The following is a 21,821-nucleotide window of genomic DNA, read 5'->3' on the forward strand; positions in this document are numbered from 1 at the left end:
AATCATGAAACTTTACCATGTAAACAACACTGCCCAATTAAATGGAGATCATGAAGTTCATACTGATGAATGTCCCTACTTCAAAAGCATTGTAAGCAAAAAATACCTTGGTCTTTATTCTAGTTGCAAACCTGCAGTTGATGAAGCCAAAAAAACTTACGCAAAATCAAATGGATGTAAAACTTGTTGCAACGAATGTCATACGACTTAGTCATGAACTTTCGATTTCAAAAAAGAATTAGACTTGGGGGCGGACTTGGATTAAATATTAGTAAATCCGGGATTTCTCCAAGTCTTAGAACTAAAATAGGAACATTTAGCAAAAATGGATACTCTAATAAAATCTGGATACCCGGAATAAAATACCAAAGTAGCGGGTGTCTTGTAATATTTGCCTTTAAAGGGCTCATTACATTTTTAATCATTACAATAAAATATTTATAAATATGGGATATCGAAAAGGATATTGTAGGAAAGATGGGACTTATGTTCAAGGACATTATGCCAATAACAGATCGAAGTCATTTTCAACTAAAAACAATAACGGATGCGTAATTCTAATTTTAGTTATTACCACAATTAGTTCTATTATTTCGTGTTCAGAATCATCAGATTCAAGCGATAAAACTTCAAATTCTAATTCAAACTGTCCAACTAAAACTTGTGGCGATTTTACAAGTCAGTCTCAGGCACAAGCTACATTTAACAGGGATAGAAGCTGTTATAAAAACTTAGATGCTGACGGTGACGGAATCGCATGTGAATCTTTAAAATAAAAACCATGATAACACTAGAACTTAAAAGTCATTTTTTGAGATTATATCAAATGGCATTATCAGATGATCAGTTTGATGTATTGGAACTTCAAATGTTATATCATTTTGCGGACGAAAGAGGAATTCCGAAAGAAGAACTTGACAAACTTTTTCTAAACCCTATTACTACAGAATTCATTATTCCTGAGTCATTAAACACAAAAATTGAATACCTCTATGATCTTACCAGAATTATTTGGGCTGATGAAAAAGTTACAGAAGACGAATTGAATATGCTCAGAAAATATTGCCGAAAATTTGATTTTGTTGAAGAAAACATCAATGATTTATCTGATTATCTTATTGATTGTGTTCAGAAAAAAATTGGCAAAGAAGAAATTATTAGTCAACTAAACGGTTAAAGTATGAAACCAATTTCACAATTATTTAGTTTAAAAAAATCTGAAGAATCTTCTTTTAAAATTTTCGAAGAAAATGAAGAAGACAGAGAACAAATTAGAATCACTTATTACCAAAGTGGCTTTGCTGCATCTGTAAAAGCAACTGGAAAACCCATTGTTTTAAAAGCATGTCTTCAAAATTTATATATGAGTTTTGAAGATCAGTGCCGAAAACAAAAAATGGAGCAAGACAGATTAAAACAGCCTTACCGCGAAGAACAGGAAAAAAACAAAACTGAACTTAAAAAGTCGGAAGCTGCTATTGGCATTTTCGAAAAGAAAGAACAAGATATAAACAATAGTGTTGACGAGATCAAAAACGAAATTATTGAAGTAAAGCGCAATCCGGACAAATACGGCATCGAAGAAGGGAAAGGTTTAAAGGCACAGTTTTACATCGGTTTATTTCTACTGCTTCCTATTACCCTCTATGTATTAGTCTTTTATATTTCGGCTTCGTACTCTGCTTTTTTTAAAGAATTCTCAAATGATAGCTTAACAGCTGCCGTTTTTGATGCAGATGCTTTTACAAATTCTTTTAAAGCAAGCTGGCTCGAAGGTGTTTTAGTCATAACAATTCCTTTTGTATTTATGGGTTTAGGTTATGTAATTCATATGGTTCAAAAAGGCAAAGGCATAAAAAATATTTTAAGAATGATGTCCTTATTTGTTATTACTTTTTTATTTGATGCTTTACTGGCGTATCAAATCGAAAAAAAGATATATGAATTTAATAAAACAACAGATTCTGCTCCATACAATTTAAATATCGCTTTGGGAGAAGCTGAATTCTGGATGATCATATTTGCCGGATTTGTGGTTTACATAATCTGGGGGCTTGTATTTGATTTTGTGATGAAAGAATTTGAAAATATCGATAAAATAAGAGCCTTCATCCGAGGTAAAAAAGAGAATTTAATTAATATGGAGAAAATAAAAGCTGATTATATCAATAAAATCAACGATTTCAAACAGGAGATTGTTACTCTAAACGGTAAAAATTCGGAGTTGCAATCAAAAATAGATGGTTTTGTTTTTCCCGTAAAAGAATATCTGCATTATCATCATCAATATAAAGAAGGATGGTTTCAGGCTATAAATACAGAAATTGCTTTGGCAAATAAAGAAAAAACAGAACTTCTGGAAAGCTGTGAGTTTCATTCTGAAGAACACCTCAGCAAATTAAACTTAGTGGATCCTGATTTTCAACATTTGGTATATTCTAAAAACTAATGAAATGAAAACTATTTTACAAAAAGCATTAATACCATTCGTATTGATTTTGTTTTTTTCATGTAAGGAAGACAACAAAAATGAAGAGAAAAAAATCGTTATTAAAAGTTCTGTTTCAGAAAACCTCAATATTAGTATCCTTGTAGATTTATCAGATCGAATTAGTCTCAAAAAGAATCCAAATCCAACAATGGAATTTTACCAAAGAGATTTAGGATATATTAAATCGGTTTCAGAAGCATTTGCGAAACATCTAAAATCAAAAAGAATTAGGCAGATTGATGACAAAATGCAATTATTTTTTAATCCGGAACCTGAAAATCCTGAAATTAATTCAATTGCAAATGAATTAAAAATTAAAGTCGATAAAAATAATGCTTCAAAAAATTTGTTAAATTCAATAAGCGGAAATTATGCTTTAAAAACAGCAAAATTATACGATTCGGCCATTAAAGATGATAACTATATCGGATCTGATATTTGGAATTTTTTCGACAATAAAGCACAAGATCAATGCATTGATAAAGGATATAGAAATATCTTGGTTATTTTAACAGACGGTTATATGTTTTATGAAGGGACACAAATCAAAAACGGTACGCTATCAAACTATTTAACGCCGCAGTTAATTAAACAAAATGGACTTAACACTAACGAATGGCAGAAAAAATTTAAAAGTGAGAATTTTGGTTTTATAAGAATTGATAATGATTTATCGAATCTTGAGGTTTTGATTCTTGGAATAAATCCTGCCAAAAACAACCCTTATGAAGAAAAGGTTATAAAAGCCTATTGGAACAAATGGCTAACAGAAATGAACATCAAACATTTTCAAGTTAAAAATACTGATCTGCCTTCAAACATGGATAAAATTATTAACGATTTTATTTTAGAAAAAGAATAAAAACAAAACCTATCTGTTTTAAAAGAGGAGCTTTATATCCTCCTTTTTCTGTTTAAAAAGATGTCAAAAAAATTCTTCTAAAAAATCTCCTTTTACGGTTTTCCATAAAATACTGATTTTTAATGGATTTACATTTGAATTATTAATTTAAACTAAAAACCGATGGAAATCAATATTCAACTTAAATCATTAGCGGATAAAATTAATCAGCTAAAAAGCAAAATCGAAACCGAAGAATCTACCAAACATGCTTTTGTATTACCATTTATACACGTTCTCGGTTATGACGCGTTTAATCCGCTTGAAGTTGTTCCTGAATTCACCGCTGATCTTGGCCTGAAAAAAGGAGAAAAAGTAGATTATGCCATTTTTCAAAATGGAGAACCTATTATAATTGTCGAATGTAAAAGCTGGAAAGAAAAACTGACTATTCATAATTCACAGTTATTTCGTTATTTTCATGTTACCAAAACCCGATTTGCACTTTTGACAAACGGCATTAATTACCAGTTTTTTACTGATTTGGATAATCAGAATAAAATGGACGAAAAACCATTTTTAGAATTTGACATCACAAATCTCAAAGAAAATACAATCAACGAAATAGCGAAATTTCATAAAGCAAATTTCAATGTAGACAATATCGTAAATAATGCCAGTTCTTTAAAATACATTAAAGAAATTAAAAAACAAATCAATGCAGAATTAGAAAACCCTTCGAATGATTTTACTAAACTTTTTGCAAATAAAGTGTATGCTGGCAGACTTACTGAAAAGGTGGTGGATGAGTTTAAAGATTTGGTTCAGAAATCGGTAAGTCAATATATCAATGACAAAATTAATGACCGGTTAAATGCCGCTTTAACCAAAGAAACAATTAAACAGCAAGTCGAAGAAACTGTAATAGCCGAAGATGACAATAAAATTATCACGACCGAAGAAGAACTGGATGCGTACCGTATCGTAGTAGCTATTTTACGCCGAAAACTGCCAACTAACCGAATTGTTCATCGTGACACGCAATCGTATTTCGGAATTTTATTGGATGATAACAATCGTAAACCTTTATGCAGATTGCATTTGAATGGAGGGAAAAAATACATCAGCTTATTTAACGAAAATAAAAGTGAAACCAAATCGCCAATTTCATCCATTGATGATATTTATCAATTTGAGAAGGAATTATTAGAAACTGCTGCTCTTTACGAAACAGAATAAACTATTCATTTTTACATCAAAAATAATTTAATTTCTAATCAGTTAAATAATACGCTAATGCTAAAAAACTACTCAATCGTATTAATCGTATTTACAGCTCTTTCCTGTAAAAAAGCCGATGCTCCTCCTCCGCAAATCAATTCCTTTTACAAAGAAGCAATCACAGCAGATGACCGAAAACTAATTACTCCCGAAGAAGCCAAAACGTATCACGTAGATAAAACCTATCAATACGAATACAGAACAGGAAATTCAGGACATTATGAATACAATTATGATGTAAAAGGCATCAATAGTAAAGGTGATTCGGTTTTTGGAAATATAAATGTCGAGGGGAAAAACGGAGCTGGAATTTTAATGTGTGATACTCTTCCAGATACTGAAATCAACACTGAATGGATTTCGTACGGAAAGCTAAAAGCGACGGATAAAAAAGGAAATGAATATCAATTAATTGTCAAATAAATAACTTCCCAAATGAAATATACCTTGCTCCTTCTCTTTATTTGTTTCTCTTCTTTTCGACCTGCGACAACCTACGTATTTATTTGTGGACCAACCGGTGCAAAAAAATATCATTATAAGGAAAACTGTCGTGGTTTAACAGCCTGCCGACATGTATTAACAAAAGTACCTGTTTCTCAGGCGCAAGGATACGGTTTGACACTTTGTGGATGGGAGGATTAATGTTATAGTTACTCTTAGAAAACGAGCACCATTTGAAATGCTGAAACATGTACTGTTAATCACAGTTTTTTATTCGTTTTATATTTTTTATCACACTTCCAATCCCTATTACACAGAACAAACCGGAAAGAAATTGCCCAAAAAAAAAAGCCATCTATTTTCGAAATTAGAATAAATGTTAGAATTCCAGTTAATAGTGTTATTATAAATTTAAATTTTTAATTTATAAACTAATTAAAAAGAACCCGTTGGGTGTAATTAAATTGTTTGATTTTTAATATTGTTTATTGGTCTATCAAATATGAATTTATTGATATATTGAACCAATGTTAGTGCTGTTATTTTTGCTAAAATTCTTGTTTTAAAACCTTCAAAAGTTTTAGCATAATTATTTCTAATTCTGAACTGGTCGCATAGTTGTGAAAATAATGTTTCAATTCTTTTTACTCATCTTTTTTATTTAAATTTTGGTTTTCGTGATGTGCTTCGCAGTTCTTGATTTTCTAAAGATATATGATTGTGGCTTATAATCTTTTTGATTAGCTCTTTTGGGTGTTTCTAATTTGATATTCACCGTTTGAAATAAATCTAATTGAAGGCTTTGAGACAAGTATCCTCTATCGCCAAGCAATACACAATCAGACATTTGTTGTTTTATATTTTTCAAAAAATGAACGTCATGAACTTCTGCTTTTGTAATATCTAATGAATGGAAAATTCCATTTATAGAACAAACTCCGTGCAATTTATATCCGTAAAACCAGTTGTTTTGAGAAGCACAAAAACCTTTTGAAGGAGCCGTTTCAAATTCATTTTTACAGATTTTAATTCTCCTATGACGCGCAAATTTGCAAATCTCCAACGGCATACTGTCCACAATAAAATAATCTTCAAATTCTAAAAAACGAAAGGCTAATTTTGTTCTTACTTCTTCTAAAAATAAAAACAATTTCCGTCTTCTTTTATTGAACTGACTTCGCTCAATTAAGTTAGGTATTTGTTGCTTATTAATCACTTTAAATAAAGAATTTTCACTGTCAATAGACATAAATTCAGCCGTTAGACTCAATGCAACTACTTCTAAATCAGACATTTTTTGCTTTCTGCCGACATCAGATTTATGTTCTAATTTAAAATTCAAAGAACTTATAACTTCTAAAACTCTAAAATAATTTTTTACTATATTTGACATAGATATTGGTTTGTTTGGCGACTTCAAGATACTGAATTTCAGTATCTTGACCAATATCTAGTCCGTTTATTTTACTACAAATAATTACACCCAACGGGTTAAAAAGAACAATTTTTTAATCTATAACAAAATCAACGATAGCAAATTTGCAAACCTAATCGCTCTGACTTGTAGTATGTATCGCAAACGTTAGCGTAGGTTTGCCTGTCCACAAAGATGATCAAATCCAGCTAAAAAAAATTGTAGTAGTTATGTTGCAACTTTTTTTATGCAAAAAACCTCCCGAAATTTCACTTCCGGGAGGTTCTCATCTACAATCAATAACCTAACAATAATTATTTCCAGCCTCCACCTAAGTCTCTGTAAACATGAACTGCGGCATTCAGCTGTTCTTTTTTGGTATCTATCAATTCTAATTTCGATTCTAAGGCATCACGTTGTGTCATCAAAACTTCAAAATAATCAACTCTGGCTGATTTAAATAAATCATTAGAAACATCAATTGAAGTGTTTAAGGCATCAACTTGCTGCGATTTTAGATCATAACTTTTTTGAAGATTATCGATTTTAGAAAGCTGATTCGATACTTCTAAATAAGCATTTAAAATAGTTTTATCATAATTATATAAAGCCTGAAGCTGTCTTGCATTGGCACTTGAAAACTCTGCTTTAATGGCATTTCGGTTAATTAAAGGCGCAGCAAGATCGCCGGCCAAAGAATACAAAATAGATTCAGGGAATGTAAACAAATAAGAAGGTTTGAAAGCCTGAACGCCAAAAGCGGCAGAAATATCAAGTGACGGATAAAATTCGGCACGGGCTACTTTTACATCTAATTTGGCAGCAACCAATTCTAATTCGGCTTGTTTAACGTCAGGACGGTTCATCAACAATTGAGAAGGCATACCTGCACTAACTGAAGCAGGCAACAAGGTCAGGAAATTACTGTTTGTTCTTTTAATTTCCTGCGGATAACGCCCTAACAGGAAATTAATTTTATTCTCATTTTCTTTAATTTTCTGTAAAATATCAAACTCCAGACTTCTTGAAGTTAAAACCTCAGCCTCAAATTTCTTAACTCCCAATTCTGTTGCTCTCGCAGCCTGTTTTTGAATTTTCACAATCTCCAAAGCGTTTGACTGTAATGTAATCGTTTGTTTAACGATATCCAGCTGCGTGTCCAAAGCCAGTAATTCATAATATGAATCGGCTATTTCGGCAATAAGATTGGTCACAACAAAGTTCTTCCCTTCCACTGTTGCCAGATATCTGTTCACGGCTGCTTTTTTAGAATTGCGCAGTTTTTTCCAGATATCGACTTCCCAGTTTGCATAAGCTGCAATAGTAAAATCTCCTAGCGGATCAGGCGTTTCAACACCCGGTTTGATCTCTGTAGTGGCATCACCTGCTCCTTGGCTTGTGTACCTTCCTACTTTTTCTACACCAGCTCCGGCACGTACTCCGACAGTTGGTAATAAAAGGCCTTTGCGAACTCTAATATCATTTTTTGCTATTTCGATTTCCTGCAGCGTCATGTTTAATTCCTGATTGTTTTTCAGGGCTACATCAATCAAATCAACAAGATTTTGATCTTTAAAAAACTCATTCCATTTTACAATAGATGTATTCGTTGTATCCTGAATTTTGGCATAACCAAAAGTTTCAGGAACCGGCTTGTTTTCACTTGAAACATCTGGAGCAGGAGCTTTACAGCTTACTGCAGCAAGACAAATACTTGCTGCAATAGTGTACTGATATAATTTTATTTTATACATGATTGTTATCAATTTCTTCTGTTAATGGATTCTCTTCTTCATGTTTAACCAGTTTATATTTCTCGGCTATTCTTCCAAAGATGTAATACAATCCGGGAATTACAAATACACCACAAATGGTTCCGATAAGCATACCTCCGGCAGCAGCAGTTCCAATGGTTCTGTTACCAATTTTTCCTGGTCCGGTCGCAAAAGCTAATGGTAATAATCCGGCAATAAATGCAAACGAAGTCATCAAAATAGGTCTAAAACGTGCTTTTGAACCTTCCATAGCAGCTTCCAGAACTGATTTCCCTGCAGCATGTCTCTGAATCGCAAACTCTACAATCAACACGGCATTTTTTCCTAGTAAACCAATAAGCATTACCATGGCAACCTGTGCATAAATGTTGTTTTCCAGTCCTGTTAATTTCAATAAAAGGAAAGCTCCGAAAATACCTGCCGGCAACGAAAGAATTACCGATAATGGCAGAATAAAACTTTCATATTGTGCCGCTAAAACTAAATACACAAATCCCAAACAAATCAGGAACACCCAAATGGCCTGATTGCCTTGTGCCACCTCATCGGCAGAAATACCTGCCCAGTCAATATCATATCCTCTTGGCAATTTTTTGGCTGCTACTTCCTGAATTACTTTAATTGCCGTTCCGGAGCTATATCCCGGAGCTGGGCCACCACTAATTTCGGTAGACGTATACATATTATGTCTGGTAATCTCAGAAAGCCCATATACTTTTTCTAATTTCATAAAAGCAGAATAAGGAACCATTTCATCCCGGTTATTCTTCACATACAGTTTCAAAATGTCATCGGGCTGTGCACGATATTCTGGTGCAGCCTGAACAATTACTTTATAATTAATTCCGTATTTAATAAAACTGATTTCGTAATTACTTCCCACAAGAGTAGACAAGGTATTCATCGCATTTTCGATAGAAACTCCTTTTTGCTGTGCCAGATCGTTGTCAACCTTCATCATATACTGAGGGAAACTCGCACTAAAGAAACTAAATACGTTTGTCAATTCAGGACGTTTATTTAGTTCTTCTACAAACTCTTTATTAACAGCTTCCAATTTTTTGAAATCACTGGTACCTGTTTTATCCAACAGACGAAGTTCGAATCCTCCTGCTGCTCCATATCCCGGTACTGCAGGCGGCTGGAAAAATTCGATATTGGCACCCGGAATATCTTTCGATCTTTCTTCCAGTTCAATCATAATCTCCTGTACGGACTGTTTACGATCGTTCCAGTCTTTTAAGTTGATTAGACAGGTTCCGGCATTAGCGCCTGTACCTTCAGTCAGGATTTCATAACCTGCCAGTGACGAAACCGATTTTACTCCATCTATTTTTTCGGCTTCTTTTTGCAAGTGCTCAGCAATATTATTGGTTCTTTCTAATGATGAACCTGGAGGTGTCTGAATGATGGCGTAAAACATTCCCTGATCCTCATTCGGAATAAATCCGGAAGGAACCGTACTGCTGATCAGCCATGTTCCGGCACAAAATCCAATAAGTGCAATAATGGTAACCGCTCTTCTGTTTACAATTTTGCCTAATACATTTTGGTATTTGCCCTGAGCAAGATTAAACTTGTTGTTGAAACCATCAATAAATCGGTTTACAGGCGTTTTCTTTTTCGGTTTGCCATGATTATTTTTCAGCATCATCGCACAAAGTGCCGGTGTTAATGTCAATGCCACAATACCTGAAAGGATAATTGCAGTTGCCATTGTAATCGAAAACTGTCTGTAAAAAACACCTACAGGACCCGACATAAATGCAACCGGAATAAATACTGCCGCCATTAAGAACGTAATCGCAATAATTGCCCCCGCAATTTCGTGCATCGCTTTTTTAGTTGCTTTAAACGGCGACAGATGTTCTTCTTCCATCTTGGCATGAACGGCTTCGATGACCACAATCGCATCATCGACGACGACTCCAATAGCCAAAACCAGCGCAAACAAGGTTATTAAGTTCAATGAAATATCGAAGAAGGTCATGAATACAAAGGTTCCGATCAGGGACACCGGTACAGCAATTGCCGGAATAACCGTAGAACGCCAGTCTCCTAAGAAAAGGAATACCACTAATCCTACCAGAATAAAAGCTTCAATCAAAGTGTGAATTACTTTTTCGATAGATGCATCCAGGAATTTAGAAACGTCATACGAGATTTCATAATCCATTCCTTTTGGAAATTTGGTCTTAATTTTCTCCAATTTCGCTTTTACATCTTCAATAACCTGATTTGCATTAGAGCCAAATGATTGCTTCAATACAATGGCTGCAGATGGTTTTCCATTTAAGTTGGAATAAATATCATACATCGAGCTTCCAAATTCTACTTTAGCAATATCTTTTAAACGCAGCAATTCTCCGTTACTGCTCGATCTTACCACGATATTCTCGTACTGTTCCTTAGTTGTAAAGCGTCCTGAATATTTTAATACATATTCAAACGCCTGAGAACGTTTACCGGAACTTTCACCTGTTTTACCCGGTGAAGCTTCCAAACTCTGACTTGACAATGCTTCCATTACCTCATCGGCAGAAATTTTATACGCCAGCATTCGGTCCGGTTTTAACCAAATACGCATAGCATATTCACGTGTTCCGAGAATATCTCCGGAACCTACACCATTAACCCTTTTCAATTCTGATAATACATTGATATCCGCATAATTGTACAAGAACTTCATGTCGGTATTCTTGTCCGTACTATAAAGATTCACATACATCAACATACTCGGAACTTCACGCGTAATCTTAACTCCTTCTCTAATTACCAATGGCGGTAATTTATTAGTAACCGAAGCCACACGGTTCTGAACGTTAATTGCAGCCTGGTTTGGATCGGTACCTAAGCTAAATACAATTTGGATACTTCCTTCACCATCATTTCCGGCATCAGATGTCATATATTTCATTCCAGGAACTCCATTCAAGGCTCTTTCTAAAGGAATAATAACTGACTTAATCATCAACTCCCCATTAGAACCGGGATAATCTACTGTAACGTTTACCATCGGCGGGGATATCGAAGGAAACTGGGTAATAGGTAAATTCAGTACCGACAAGACCCCTAAAAAGACAATTATCAGCGATATTACTATCGACAGTACAGGTCTTTGTATAAATTTATTAAACATCTATCTATTTTTTAATGATTAAACCTATTCTGCTTTTAATCGTAAATTATTGATCACCTTTTGAGGAGCGATATACTCGGAGTTAATTTTATCATCTTCTTTTACTTTCTGAACACCTTCCAATAAAATTTTATCATTTTCAGAAAGCCCGCTGCTCACTACATATAAATCCGGAATTTCTCCTGTAATAGTGATTTCTTTAGATGTTACATGATTGTTTTTATCTACCACAAAAACATATTTTTTATCCTGAATTTCGTAAGTTGCTTTTTGTGGAATCACAATAGCGTTTTTCAACGGAACAAGCATTTGAACTTTTCCGGTTTCACCATTTCTAAGTAATTTTTCTGAATTAGCAAATCTTGCTCTAAAAGCAATATTACCCGTTTCATTATCAAATTCACTTTCTATAACTTCAACATTTCCCTTGTATTTAAAGGATTCTCCATTAGCCAAAAGCAAATTAACTTTAGTCTCTGCACGGTCTTTTACATCGGTTTCGTATTGCAGATATTCTGGCTCAGAAACGTTGAAATAAGCAAACATCTGGCTGTTGTCTGAAAGGCTGGTCAACAATTCACCTTCGTCGATAAGACTTCCTAATTTTAAAGGAATTCTGTCGATCGTTCCGTCAAATGGAGCTCTGATTTCGGTAAAGGATAAATGAAGTTTTGCTAAGGCAACCTCGGCTTTTGCAGATTGCAATTTTGCCTGGGCTACACTTAATTCATTTTTAGAAACGATATTTTTATCTGCAAGTAATTTGGCATTTTGCACCTCAATTTCTGCTGATTTTTGTTCAGCCTGAGCTTTTAATAATTCTGCCTGATACATGTTTGGCATAATTTTAAACAGAATCTGACCTTTTTTTACAAACTGACCTTCATCAACAAAAATATTTTGCAGAAACCCTTTTTCCTGGGCACGGATCTCGATGTTTCGTACAGAACGAATCTGCGAAACATACTCTTTCGTAAACGAAGTATCAATTTTTACAGGATTGGTCACTGTAAATTTTTCTTCTTCCTCTTTTTCTTCTTTTTTAGATGTACAACTGGTTAGGCACATCAGGGCAATTAAGCCTGCGAACACAATAATTCTCTTCATGATTTAAGTATGGAAATTAAGCGATTGAATGCTGGAAATACAAAGATTCCTCTAGATGTAAAAAGCATCAGTAACCATAGTCAGAACAGAACTGTCCCATATGAAGAAGTAAAAAAACATACATCTACAGAGATATGAAATGATCATAACTCAGGTGACTGATGTATATTAATATCAGATTCTTAAAACGCGCTGCGTAATGTAAATAGGATTTGAATGGCCACAAAATGGCACGAAGAATTTAAAATGGCTGTGATAATTTACAATAATCTGATCTGAGAATGTCAAATACCAATTATCAAGCAGACTGTAATTTGCAGCAAAAAATTTATTTACTACATCATTTTCATGAGCATCATCACCAAGATATTCGTCATCTAAATCTAAGTCAGCTTCCTCTATAATCGAGCTTCCCTGATCCTGATTAGTATATTTTACGCGGTGTTTGTGCCCATAATTATGAGCTGAATTTTGCAGTGTTTCGGCATTAAGATATTGCCCTCCGCTAAGCAGAAGGAAATTCAAAAATATCAAAAACAAAGTTAATCTTCTCATTTGGGTGCGAAAGTAATGAAAGTATCAAAACAAAAAAAGAAATTTTAATGAAGGTTTAACAACTAAAACAAGCGAAAACGTTTTCTATGGCTCATTAAAATTCTAACTCTTAAATTTTCCCATTTTATTTGTAAAAAATAGAAGACTTTTTTGGTTTAAAAAAAATGTTTTTCAGCTTTTTAACACTTGATTCTCATTTAAATAACTGTAGGATGCTGATTTATTTATTCTTTTCATCTTTTTTTTTGGGCAAAAGAAATTCTCTTACAAAAGAAATATTTCTATATTCGTTCAGGAATACCAATTAACCCCAAATTAGTTTTTATGAAACACGTATTACTTACTTTATTCTTTATGGCCACCTGCTCAGGCTGGTCACAATCAGCAACTGCTTATTTTGATAAAGCAATGAAAAAGGCTGAAGCCGGAAACACAAAAGGGGCAATTGCAGATTACAACAAAGCAATTCGCCTGAATTCAAAATTTGCAGAGGCTTATCAAAACAGAGGTGTTGCCAAATTTAAGCTTAACGATTTACAAGGAGCCTTGGCTGATTTCAACAAAACAATCGACTTAGATTCTATGAATGCTGATGCTTTTACCGGCAGAGCCAATGTCAATTACAAGCTAATGAATTATCCAGAAGCTATAAAGGATTGTAGTTCTTCAATTGGTTTAAATCCTAAAGATTATGTTGCTTTTAATCTTAGGGCTTTGGCATATAACAAAGTAGGTAATCAAAAAAACGCCTGTAACGATTTTTCCAAAGCGATAGAATTAGGGAGTCAGAGCGCTATTAAAAACAGAGCTACTTTTTGTAAATAAAAAACAAACTGATATTATAACAGGCAATCTGCAGAATTTAAATTTTACAGATTGCTTTTTTATTTAAAAGAGCATATTATCAACCAAAAAAGATATTCTTACTTTTGTTCAAAATAAAAGGAAATGGCTCTTTTAAGAAAAATAAATAATAATGCTCAAACTGATAAGAATTCGGGTTTTGGCACTAATGCAAACAGCTATGGAGGACGTTTTGTAAACAAAAACGGAACCCCGAATATAGAAAAAAGAGGTATGCATCTATTACGCAGAATCAGTTGGTATCATACCATGATTGATATGCCCAACTGGAAATTCATGTTTATCCTTTTTACATTTTATATTGCAATCAATTTTGTTTTTGCGATTATTTACTATGCAATAGGAATTGAACATCTTGATGGAATTGCACAAGTTCAAAGTGCATTGACACAATTTGGACAAGCCTATTTCTTCAGTGCTCAAACTTTTACAACCGTTGGCTACGGACATATCAGTCCAACAGGATTTTTAACAAGTGCACTTTCAGCTGCCGAAGCTTTAATCGGGCTTTTGAGTTTTGCAATTGCGACCGGTTTATTTTTTGGAAGATTCAGTAAACCCACTGCTTTTCTAAAATTTTCGCACCATGCCTTAATAGCTCCTTATGGTGAAAACAAAGCATTAATGATTCGGCTGGTGCCTTTTAAAAACACCAATTTTACAGATGCTAAAGCAAAAATAACACTTGGAATGACAGTAGAAGAAAACGGCAAAATGACTAATAAATTTTACAGTCTCGAATTAGAATTAGACCGAATCAATGCACTTTCATTAAGCTGGACATTAGTTCATCCCATTACAGAAAAAAGTCCTTTGTATAATTTTACCGAAGAAGATTTCAACAAAATCCATGGTGAAATTTTAGTCTTTATCACCACATTTGATGATATGTTCAGTAATACTGTTGCTGCCAGAACCTCTTATACCTTTAATGAAATTATATATGGGGCTAAATTCAAAACCATGTACAACAGAAGCAAGGATGGTTCCAAAACAATTTTACATTTGGATCTATTAAACAATATTGAAAGAGTAAGTTTCTCCTAATCTATCATTTTAAGCAAATTTTAAGAGTAATGTCAAATTTTATTCTACTTTTGTTCACCCAATTATAAAAAATGATAAACAATATTAAGACTGTTTTCAGCATTAAAGATCTTGAAAACCTATCCGGAATAAAAGCACACACCATTCGTATATGGGAGAAAAGATATAATGTTCTTGAACCCATGCGAACCGACACCAATATTCGCCTTTACAATTTAACCAGTTTACAAAAACTGCTAAATATCACCTTGTTACATGAATACGGTTATAAAATATCAAAAATAGCCACTTTTCCGGAAGAAAAAATTCCTCAGTTGGTTCGTGAAATTATATCCATGAAAAATTCACAGAACTACGCCATAAATTCTTTCAAGATGTCTATGATGAATTTCGATCAGGAAATCTTTTTTAACACCTTTGACTGGCTGATTTCTGAAAAATCATTTCAGGAAGTTTTTAAAGAACACTTTCTTCCCTTGTTAAAAGAATTAGGGCTTTTATGGCAATCACAGACAATAAGTCCTGCCAATGAACATTTCATGACCCACTTGATCAAGCAAAAAATATTAATTCATACAGAAGGTCTCCAAATCCTCAAACCTACCAAAACAGATAAAGTATTTGTACTCTCGTTGCCAATGAATGAAATACATCAGATAGGATTACTGTATCTTCAATATGAAATTTTACTGCAAGGTTATAAAACCATTTATTTAGGCGAAAGCATGCCAATAGAAAATTTGGAAGACCTTACAAAATATTTCAAAAAAATTACTTTTGTCAGCTTTATGACTGTTCAGCCTGACCGAAGCATTGTCAATCAATATGTAAAAAAAATGGAGCAAAAATTACTCTTAAAAACCAATGAAATTTGGCTTTTGGGTAAGATGGTTGAATATATTGATCGAAAAAACGTATCTGAAAGAACCTTTATTTTTGACTCTATGGAAGAAACAATTTATAAAATATAAATTTTGTTTAAAGTTTTTGTATATTTGTTAAACAAATGAAAAAAACTATCTCCATAATAGGATCCGGCTTTTCTGCTTTAGCCGCCTCATGCTATCTGGCAAAGCAAGGTCATACAGTAACTATTTATGAAAAAAATGATTCCATTGGAGGCAGGGCAAGACAGTTTAAAAGTAATGGTTTTACCTTTGATATGGGACCAAGCTGGTACTGGATGCCCGATGTTTTTGAACGTTTCTTTAAGGATTTCGATAAAAAACAATCCGATTATTATGAGCTTATAAAACTAAATCCGGCTTATCGGGTTTATTTTGGAGCTGATGATTTCATCAATATTTACGACAATCTTGAAGCCATAAAATCTACATTTGAAAATGTTGAAAAAGGAAGTGGTCAAAAACTCCAGACTTTCATCGATCACGCTAAAAGCAATTATGATATTGCCATAAAGGATTTGGTATATCGTCCCGGAGTCTCTCCTTTAGAGTTAATTACACCAAAAACAGTTTTAAAGCTCAATCAATTTCTAAGCAATGTGAGTTCTGATATCCGAAAAGGATTCAAAAACGAAAGATTGATTCAGATTTTGGAATTCCCTGTTTTATTTTTAGGTGCAAAACCTTCCAAAACACCGTCTTTTTATAATTTCATGAATTATGCCGATTTTGGTTTAGGAACCTGGCATCCCAAAACCGGAATGTTTGATGTCGTTCGCGGTATCGAAAAGCTGGCTTTGGAATTAGGTGTAACCATCAAAACGAATTCATCAATCGAAAAAATAATCGTCGAAAACAAAACCGCAACCGGAATTATAATTGACAGTAAAACAATCCAATCTGATATTGTTTTAAGCGGAGCCGATTACCACCATACCGAAACTTTACTTGATAAAGAACATCGTGCGTATTCTCAAAAATACTGGGAGAGCCGCGTTTTTGCACCTTCTTCCCTTTTGTTTTTTGTGGGTTTTGATAAAAAAATTGAAAACATCACCCATCACGCCTTATTTTTTGATGTCGATTTCAACCAGCATGCAGCTGATATTTATGACAATCCAAAATGGCCGGAATCTCCTCTATTTTATGCTAATTTCCCATCAAAAACAGATGATACCGTTGCACCTGACGGCATGGAAACTGGCTTCTTTTTAATTCCTCTAGCACCCGGAATACATGACAGTGAGGTACTTAGGGAAAAATATTTCGAAAAAATTATTAGTCGTTTTGAGCAGCTTACACAACAAAAAATTAAAAATAATATTATCTTTAAGAGATCTTTCTGTAAAAATGATTTTGTAACAGATTACAATGCTTACAAAGGAAATGCTTACGGAATGGCGAATACCTTATTACAAACTGCTTTTTTAAGGCCAAAACTAAAAAGCAAAAAAGTCCGTAATTTATATTTTACAGGACAATTAACTGTTCCTGGCCCAGGGGTTCCGCCTGCTTTAATTTCAGGAAAATTGGTTGCTGAGTTAATTCAAAAATCACTTAGATCTTAAAAAATGAAATCACTATTCGACGCCGTTTCTTTTAAATGCAGTAAATTAATTACGCAAAACTACAGTACCTCATTTTCGCTGGCAGTAAAAATGTTGTCGCCAAGCATTCGCGATGCTATTTACAGCATTTACGGATTTGTGCGTTTTGCTGACGAAATTGTAGATTCGTTTCACGATTACGAAAAGGAGTATCTTATTGATGATTTCGAAAAAGAATATTATAAGTCCATGCAATTAGGAATCAGCCTTAACCCTATTTTAAACTCGTTTCAGCATACTGTCAAACAATACAATATCACAGACGACTTAGTTCAGGCATTTTTAAGAAGCATGAAATTAGACCTCATAAAATCAACTTACAACACACAGACTGAATACGAAGATTACATTTACGGCTCTGCAGATGTGGTTGGCCTAATGTGCCTGAAGGTTTTTGTAAAAGGAAACAATCAAAAGTATGAGCAGTTGAAAAATGAAGCAATGCGTTTAGGTTCGGCTTTTCAGAAAGTGAATTTCCTGCGGGATTTAAAAGACGATAATTTGGTTTTAAACCGAAATTATTTCCCGGGCGTCAATTTGAATTCATTCGATGAAAATGCAAAAACAGCCATCATTAACGAAATCGAAGAAGATTTCAAAGTGGCGTATCAGGGAATCGTAAAACTGCCTATGGAAGCGAAATTTGGTGTTTACACAGCTTTTATCTATTACAAAAAACTGTTGAAAAAACTAAAAAGCACACCCTGCTCAGAAATTGGAAATGCAAGAATCCGGGTTTCAAATTATACCAAGGCTGGACTTTTAGCACAATCTTTTGTTACTTACAAACTAAAATTAGTCTAAAATTTATTTCAAAAAATAATACAAAATGATTTCTTTTTTAATCTTTTTAGGTGTTTTTCTGTTCATGGAATGTGTTACCTGGCTCACGCACAAGTACATTATGCACGGATTGATGTGGTATTTTCACGCAGACCATCATCAGCCAAAATACGAACATACTTTTGAGCGAAACGATGTTTTCTTTGTCATTTTTGCCATTCCAAGCATTGTGTTGTTTTATTTTGGCGTTCAGGGCGGTTTCAACTACCTGTTTTTTGTCGCTTGCGGCATCACTACATACGGAATCTGTTATTTTTTGATTCACGATGTATTGATCCACCAGCGTTTTAAATGGTTCAAAAACACTAAAAACAAATATTTAATCGGTCTTCGAAAAGCACACAAAATTCACCATAAGCACCTCGGAAAAGAACATGGAGAATGCTTCGGAATGTTATTTGTCCCTTTCAAATATTATAAAATGTAAAGAATTATTTGGGCGTTACCCCGCAGAAAAAGCGCGGTCGGGTTTTACGTTCCCGCTTTTTTGTATCAGGCAGAAACGCACGGCAACAAAAGGTAAAGTAATGCCTGACACAAAAAGAGCTCCACTGCAACCCCTAACGCACTCGTAAATCAAGAACTTTCTCTAACTCAAGTCTATGAAAATATATAAAATAGAAACGGTTCAACATCTTAACGCCACTATTGAAGAATGCTGGGACTTTTTTTCTAGCCCAAAAAACCTTCAAACGATAACTCCTGACAACATGAGCTTCAAAATTCAGGATTTTGATGGCAAGCGCATGTATCCGGGACAAATTATAACCTACACATTAAAACCTTTGTTCGGAATTAAAATGAATTGGGTAACAATCATTACTGTTTCTCTGGAAAACCAATATTTCATAGACGAACAGCGTTTTGGTCCTTACGCTTTATGGCATCACAAACACTTTTTTGAACCGGCAGAAAATGGCGGCACAAAAATGACAGACATTGTACATTACGCCATTCCTTTTGGATTTCTGGGACGAATCATGAATACGTTAGTTGTAAATAAAAAGATTAATGGCATTTTTGATTTTCGCCGTACCAAAATCGAGGAATTATTCAATTCAAAAGTATAATGAAGCAAAAAGTTTCCTTTTTCTGGTTTCGACGTGATTTGCGTTTAGAAGATAATACAGGTTTGTTTCATGCCTTGCAATCTGATTTCCCTGTGATTCCTCTTTTTATCTTTGATAATGAAATCTTGGACAATCTTCCTGAAGAGGATGCCAGAGTCAATTTTATTTATGATTCACTTGAAAAAATAAACCAGGAACTTCAAACAATCGATTCGGCACTTTTAATCAAAAAAGGAAAAACATTTGATGTATGGAATTCGCTTATTGCCGAATTCGACATTCAAAATGTTTTTTTTAATAAAGATTACGAACCGTATGCCATCAAACGTGATCTGGCAATTGGTAAAGTATTAAAGCAAAATAATATCGAATCGTTTTCTTTCAAAGATCATGTGATTTTTGAAGAAAAAGAAATAACAAAAGCAGACGGACTTCCGTACACGATTTACACGCCCTACAAAAACAAATGGCTGGAGAAGTATCATCTTTCAGGGCAAGCTCCCGAATATGATACAAAACCATACTTAAACAATTTTGCAAAAACACAATTTCCATTTCCTGAATTGTCCAAAATTGGTTTTGAAAGAAGTTCTATAAAAGTACTTCCTCATAACTTAACGCAGATTGGGAATTATAAGGAAATCCGTGATTTTCCTGCTTTGGATGGCACTTCTTATTTGTCTCCGCATTTGCGTTTTGGAACAGTAAGTATCCGAAAATTGGTGAACTGGGCGAATCGTAAAAATCAGACTTTTTTAAGCGAACTGATCTGGAGAGAATTTTTCATTCAAATTCTGTTTAGCTTTCCGAAATGTGTCAATCATAATTTCAAGCCGGCTTATGATGGAATCCAATGGCGCAATAATGAAGATGATTTCAGACGCTGGTGTTCCGGAACTACCGGATATCCGATGGTCGATGCAGGAATGCGGCAACTCAATGAAACCGGTTACATGCACAACCGTGTACGTATGGTAGTAGCCAGTTTTTTATGCAAGCATTTACTCATTAACTGGCAATGGGGCGAAGCGTATTTTGCAGAGAAATTATTAGATTTTGAATTAGCTTCCAACGTAGGAAACTGGCAATGGGCTGCCGGAACAGGCTGTGATGCCGCACCGTATTTCAGGGTTTTTAATCCTGAAATTCAACTGAAGAAATTCGACGAAAAAGGAATCTACATCCGCAAATGGATTCCTGAATTTGATTTGGGTTATAATGAACCCATGATTGATCATGCTTTTGCGAGAGATAGGGCGATTGCTACTTATAAGGCGGGGATTATTAAGTAACGTTCTGGCACTACAGCGGATTTGGGACTAAATTAAGCCCTATTTTCGGATTTTACACCGAGCGATAGCGAACAGGCGAAGCAAATCATTCCAAATGCAAAACCAATTTCCCATTAAATCTATTGCCTAAATCCGTTATAGCAACTATCCTATGAGGATCCTTATAGTTTACTTTTTAAATCCATCATTCCATGAAGAATTCTTGCGATTTCTATTTCGTTCTTTGATATAATTGAGTAGAAGATAATATGTTCACCTGATTTAAAACCTAATATTCCTTTCGTTACTATATCGTAGTTTCTCCCAAGTTCTGGATTATTTGCTAAATCATCACATGATGCTATAAGTAAATCATAATACTTTTCAGCTTGCATTTCAGACCAAGTTTCGATTGTATAATCCCAAATTTCAGATAAGTCATCAACAGCTTTATTTGTTAAATAATATTTAGCCATTTGATTTTTTTCTTGCTTTTAAAACGTCAAGGTGTTTTTTTGCATCAAAATCTAAAGCACGTCCGCTTTCTATTCCATCATGGATTGCTTTTCTTAAAGCTACAATTTTATTTTCCTCTTCTTCTAAAAGACGAAGACCGGCTCTGACAACTTCACTTGCATTATTGAATCTTCCATCATTTACACTGTGTTCGATAAAATTTTCGAAATGATTACCGAGCGATATAGAAGTATTTCGTCCCATATTTTTTTTTAGCTAAGTTACCAAAAAATGGTAACTTTTCAAATTATTATATATTATTTTGGAATCTCACAGAACGTTCTGGCACTAAATCACTCACTCTGGTGCTCGTTTGCAGCGAGTACCTACTTAAATTATGAAAACAAATCATAGCGTTTGCAACGCGGATCACTAAACACAGGTATTCTTAAAACAAATACTTCTGCTTTTTTATTTCGTAATTTTCACTCTGGTGCTCGTTTGCAACGAGTACCTACTTAAATTATGAAAACAAATCATAGCGTTTGCAACGCGGATTACTAAACACAAGTATTCTTAAACAAATACTTCTGCTTTTTTATTTCGTAATTTTCTTATAAATTATATATTTGGAGAAAAAGAATGTCTGAGAAATATAAAGTTATTGATAGTACTGTTCCAACTTTTATTACCATTACAGTTGTAGATTGG

At 34.0% G+C, this 21,821-nt stretch carries 23 protein-coding genes and 1 pseudogene; 17 read left to right on the top strand and 7 right to left on the bottom strand.

Translation table 11 applies throughout. The features are described 5' to 3' along the window. Positions 1–4 precede the first annotated feature (4 nt). The 9 genes from ACEN2I_RS18565 to ACEN2I_RS18605 all read left to right on the top strand — a co-directional run bounded on the left by ACEN2I_RS18565 (position 5) and on the right by ACEN2I_RS18605 (position 5,258). Positions 5–211, top strand: a complete 207-nt coding sequence (locus tag ACEN2I_RS18565; RefSeq protein WP_441767589.1) for a hypothetical protein — start codon at positions 5–7, stop codon at positions 209–211. 2 nt (positions 212–213) lie between these two features. Then, positions 214–444, top strand: coding sequence for a DUF4236 domain-containing protein (locus ACEN2I_RS18570; protein ID WP_441767610.1), 231 nt, complete (start codon positions 214–216; stop codon positions 442–444). A gap of 2 nt (positions 445–446) precedes the next feature. After that, positions 447–776 carry an excalibur calcium-binding domain-containing protein gene (locus ACEN2I_RS18575; protein ID WP_441767590.1) on the top strand — a complete coding sequence of 110 codons (330 nt, stop codon included), beginning with the start codon at positions 447–449 and terminating at the stop codon, positions 774–776. Between the two features lie 5 nt (positions 777–781). Then, on the top strand, positions 782–1,177 hold the full coding sequence (locus tag ACEN2I_RS18580; protein WP_441767591.1) for a hypothetical protein: 396 nt from the start codon (positions 782–784) through the stop codon (positions 1,175–1,177). Positions 1,178–1,180: 3 nt separating this feature from the next. Continuing rightward, positions 1,181–2,449: an ABC transporter permease gene (locus tag ACEN2I_RS18585; RefSeq protein WP_441767592.1), complete on the top strand. Its 1,269-nt coding sequence runs from the start codon at positions 1,181–1,183 to the stop codon at positions 2,447–2,449. Positions 2,450–2,453: 4 nt separating this feature from the next. Then, a complete protein-coding gene (locus ACEN2I_RS18590) occupies positions 2,454–3,353 on the top strand; it encodes a hypothetical protein (protein ID WP_441767593.1) in 900 nt (299 codons plus the stop codon). 162 nt (positions 3,354–3,515) lie between these two features. Next, positions 3,516–4,571 carry a type I restriction endonuclease gene (locus ACEN2I_RS18595; protein ID WP_441767594.1) on the top strand — a complete coding sequence of 352 codons (1,056 nt, stop codon included), beginning with the start codon at positions 3,516–3,518 and terminating at the stop codon, positions 4,569–4,571. Between the two features lie 57 nt (positions 4,572–4,628). Next, the gene (locus ACEN2I_RS18600; protein WP_441767595.1) at positions 4,629–5,036 is read left to right on the top strand and encodes a hypothetical protein; all 408 of its coding nucleotides are present in this window, start codon (positions 4,629–4,631) and stop codon (positions 5,034–5,036) included. Positions 5,037–5,060: 24 nt separating this feature from the next. Beyond that, positions 5,061–5,258 carry a hypothetical protein gene (locus ACEN2I_RS18605; RefSeq protein WP_441767596.1) on the top strand — a complete coding sequence of 66 codons (198 nt, stop codon included), beginning with the start codon at positions 5,061–5,063 and terminating at the stop codon, positions 5,256–5,258. A 258-nt stretch (positions 5,259–5,516) separates the two neighbouring features. On the opposite strand, the pseudogene ACEN2I_RS18610 reads toward ACEN2I_RS18605, so the two are convergent. The 5 genes and pseudogenes from ACEN2I_RS18610 to ACEN2I_RS18630 all read right to left on the bottom strand — a co-directional run bounded on the left by ACEN2I_RS18610 (position 5,517) and on the right by ACEN2I_RS18630 (position 13,047). Further along, a pseudogene (locus tag ACEN2I_RS18610) lies at positions 5,517–6,450 on the bottom strand (IS982 family transposase). 335 nt (positions 6,451–6,785) lie between these two features. Then, positions 6,786–8,225: a TolC family protein gene (locus ACEN2I_RS18615; protein WP_441767597.1), complete on the bottom strand. Its 1,440-nt coding sequence runs from the start codon at positions 8,223–8,225 to the stop codon at positions 6,786–6,788. Next, positions 8,218–11,385: an efflux RND transporter permease subunit gene (locus ACEN2I_RS18620; RefSeq protein ID WP_441767598.1), complete on the bottom strand. Its 3,168-nt coding sequence runs from the start codon at positions 11,383–11,385 to the stop codon at positions 8,218–8,220. Before ACEN2I_RS18620 ends, ACEN2I_RS18615 begins: the two co-directional genes overlap by 8 nt. Before the next feature lie 24 nt (positions 11,386–11,409). Then, positions 11,410–12,492, bottom strand: a complete 1,083-nt coding sequence (locus ACEN2I_RS18625) for an efflux RND transporter periplasmic adaptor subunit (protein WP_441767599.1) — start codon at positions 12,490–12,492, stop codon at positions 11,410–11,412. Positions 12,493–12,666: 174 nt separating this feature from the next. Continuing rightward, complete coding sequence (locus ACEN2I_RS18630; protein WP_441767600.1) at positions 12,667–13,047, bottom strand: hypothetical protein; 381 nt, start codon at positions 13,045–13,047, stop codon at positions 12,667–12,669. Between the two features lie 324 nt (positions 13,048–13,371). Between ACEN2I_RS18630 and ACEN2I_RS18635 the strand changes: the two genes are divergently transcribed. The 8 genes from ACEN2I_RS18635 (at position 13,372) to ACEN2I_RS18670 (ending at position 20,675) form a co-directional block, all read left to right on the top strand. Continuing rightward, complete coding sequence (locus ACEN2I_RS18635; RefSeq protein ID WP_441767601.1) at positions 13,372–13,872, top strand: tetratricopeptide repeat protein; 501 nt, start codon at positions 13,372–13,374, stop codon at positions 13,870–13,872. Between the two features lie 123 nt (positions 13,873–13,995). After that, positions 13,996–14,958: an ion channel gene (locus ACEN2I_RS18640; RefSeq protein ID WP_441767602.1), complete on the top strand. Its 963-nt coding sequence runs from the start codon at positions 13,996–13,998 to the stop codon at positions 14,956–14,958. A 71-nt stretch (positions 14,959–15,029) separates the two neighbouring features. Continuing rightward, positions 15,030–15,929 (top strand): MerR family transcriptional regulator, encoded by a 900-nt coding sequence (locus tag ACEN2I_RS18645; RefSeq protein ID WP_441767603.1) that lies wholly within the window; start codon positions 15,030–15,032, stop codon positions 15,927–15,929. A gap of 35 nt (positions 15,930–15,964) precedes the next feature. After that, positions 15,965–17,431, top strand: coding sequence for a phytoene desaturase family protein (locus tag ACEN2I_RS18650; RefSeq protein WP_441767604.1), 1,467 nt, complete (start codon positions 15,965–15,967; stop codon positions 17,429–17,431). A 3-nt stretch (positions 17,432–17,434) separates the two neighbouring features. Next, positions 17,435–18,274 (top strand): phytoene/squalene synthase family protein, encoded by an 840-nt coding sequence (locus tag ACEN2I_RS18655; protein ID WP_441767605.1) that lies wholly within the window; start codon positions 17,435–17,437, stop codon positions 18,272–18,274. A gap of 25 nt (positions 18,275–18,299) precedes the next feature. After that, entirely contained in the window at positions 18,300–18,740 is a 441-nt protein-coding gene (locus tag ACEN2I_RS18660) for a sterol desaturase family protein (RefSeq protein ID WP_441767606.1), read from the top strand. 175 nt (positions 18,741–18,915) lie between these two features. Continuing rightward, positions 18,916–19,383, top strand: coding sequence for an SRPBCC family protein (locus tag ACEN2I_RS18665; RefSeq protein ID WP_441767607.1), 468 nt, complete (start codon positions 18,916–18,918; stop codon positions 19,381–19,383). Beyond that, entirely contained in the window at positions 19,380–20,675 is a 1,296-nt protein-coding gene (locus ACEN2I_RS18670; protein WP_441767611.1) for a cryptochrome/photolyase family protein, read from the top strand. The genes ACEN2I_RS18665 and ACEN2I_RS18670 overlap by 4 nt, the downstream gene beginning before the upstream one ends. Positions 20,676–20,836: 161 nt before the next feature. On the opposite strand, the gene ACEN2I_RS18675 is transcribed toward ACEN2I_RS18670, so the two are convergent. Together ACEN2I_RS18675 and ACEN2I_RS18680 are read right to left on the bottom strand one after the other, a co-directional pair. Continuing rightward, a complete protein-coding gene (locus tag ACEN2I_RS18675; RefSeq protein WP_441767608.1) occupies positions 20,837–21,130 on the bottom strand; it encodes a type II toxin-antitoxin system RelE/ParE family toxin in 294 nt (97 codons plus the stop codon). After that, positions 21,123–21,374 carry a type II toxin-antitoxin system ParD family antitoxin gene (locus ACEN2I_RS18680; protein WP_441767609.1) on the bottom strand — a complete coding sequence of 84 codons (252 nt, stop codon included), beginning with the start codon at positions 21,372–21,374 and terminating at the stop codon, positions 21,123–21,125. Before ACEN2I_RS18680 ends, ACEN2I_RS18675 begins: the two co-directional genes overlap by 8 nt. Positions 21,375–21,821 lie beyond the last annotated feature (447 nt).

This window comes from Flavobacterium sp. W22_SRS_FK3 (assembly GCF_052113665.1).
GTDB lineage: Bacteria > Bacteroidota > Bacteroidia > Flavobacteriales > Flavobacteriaceae > Flavobacterium.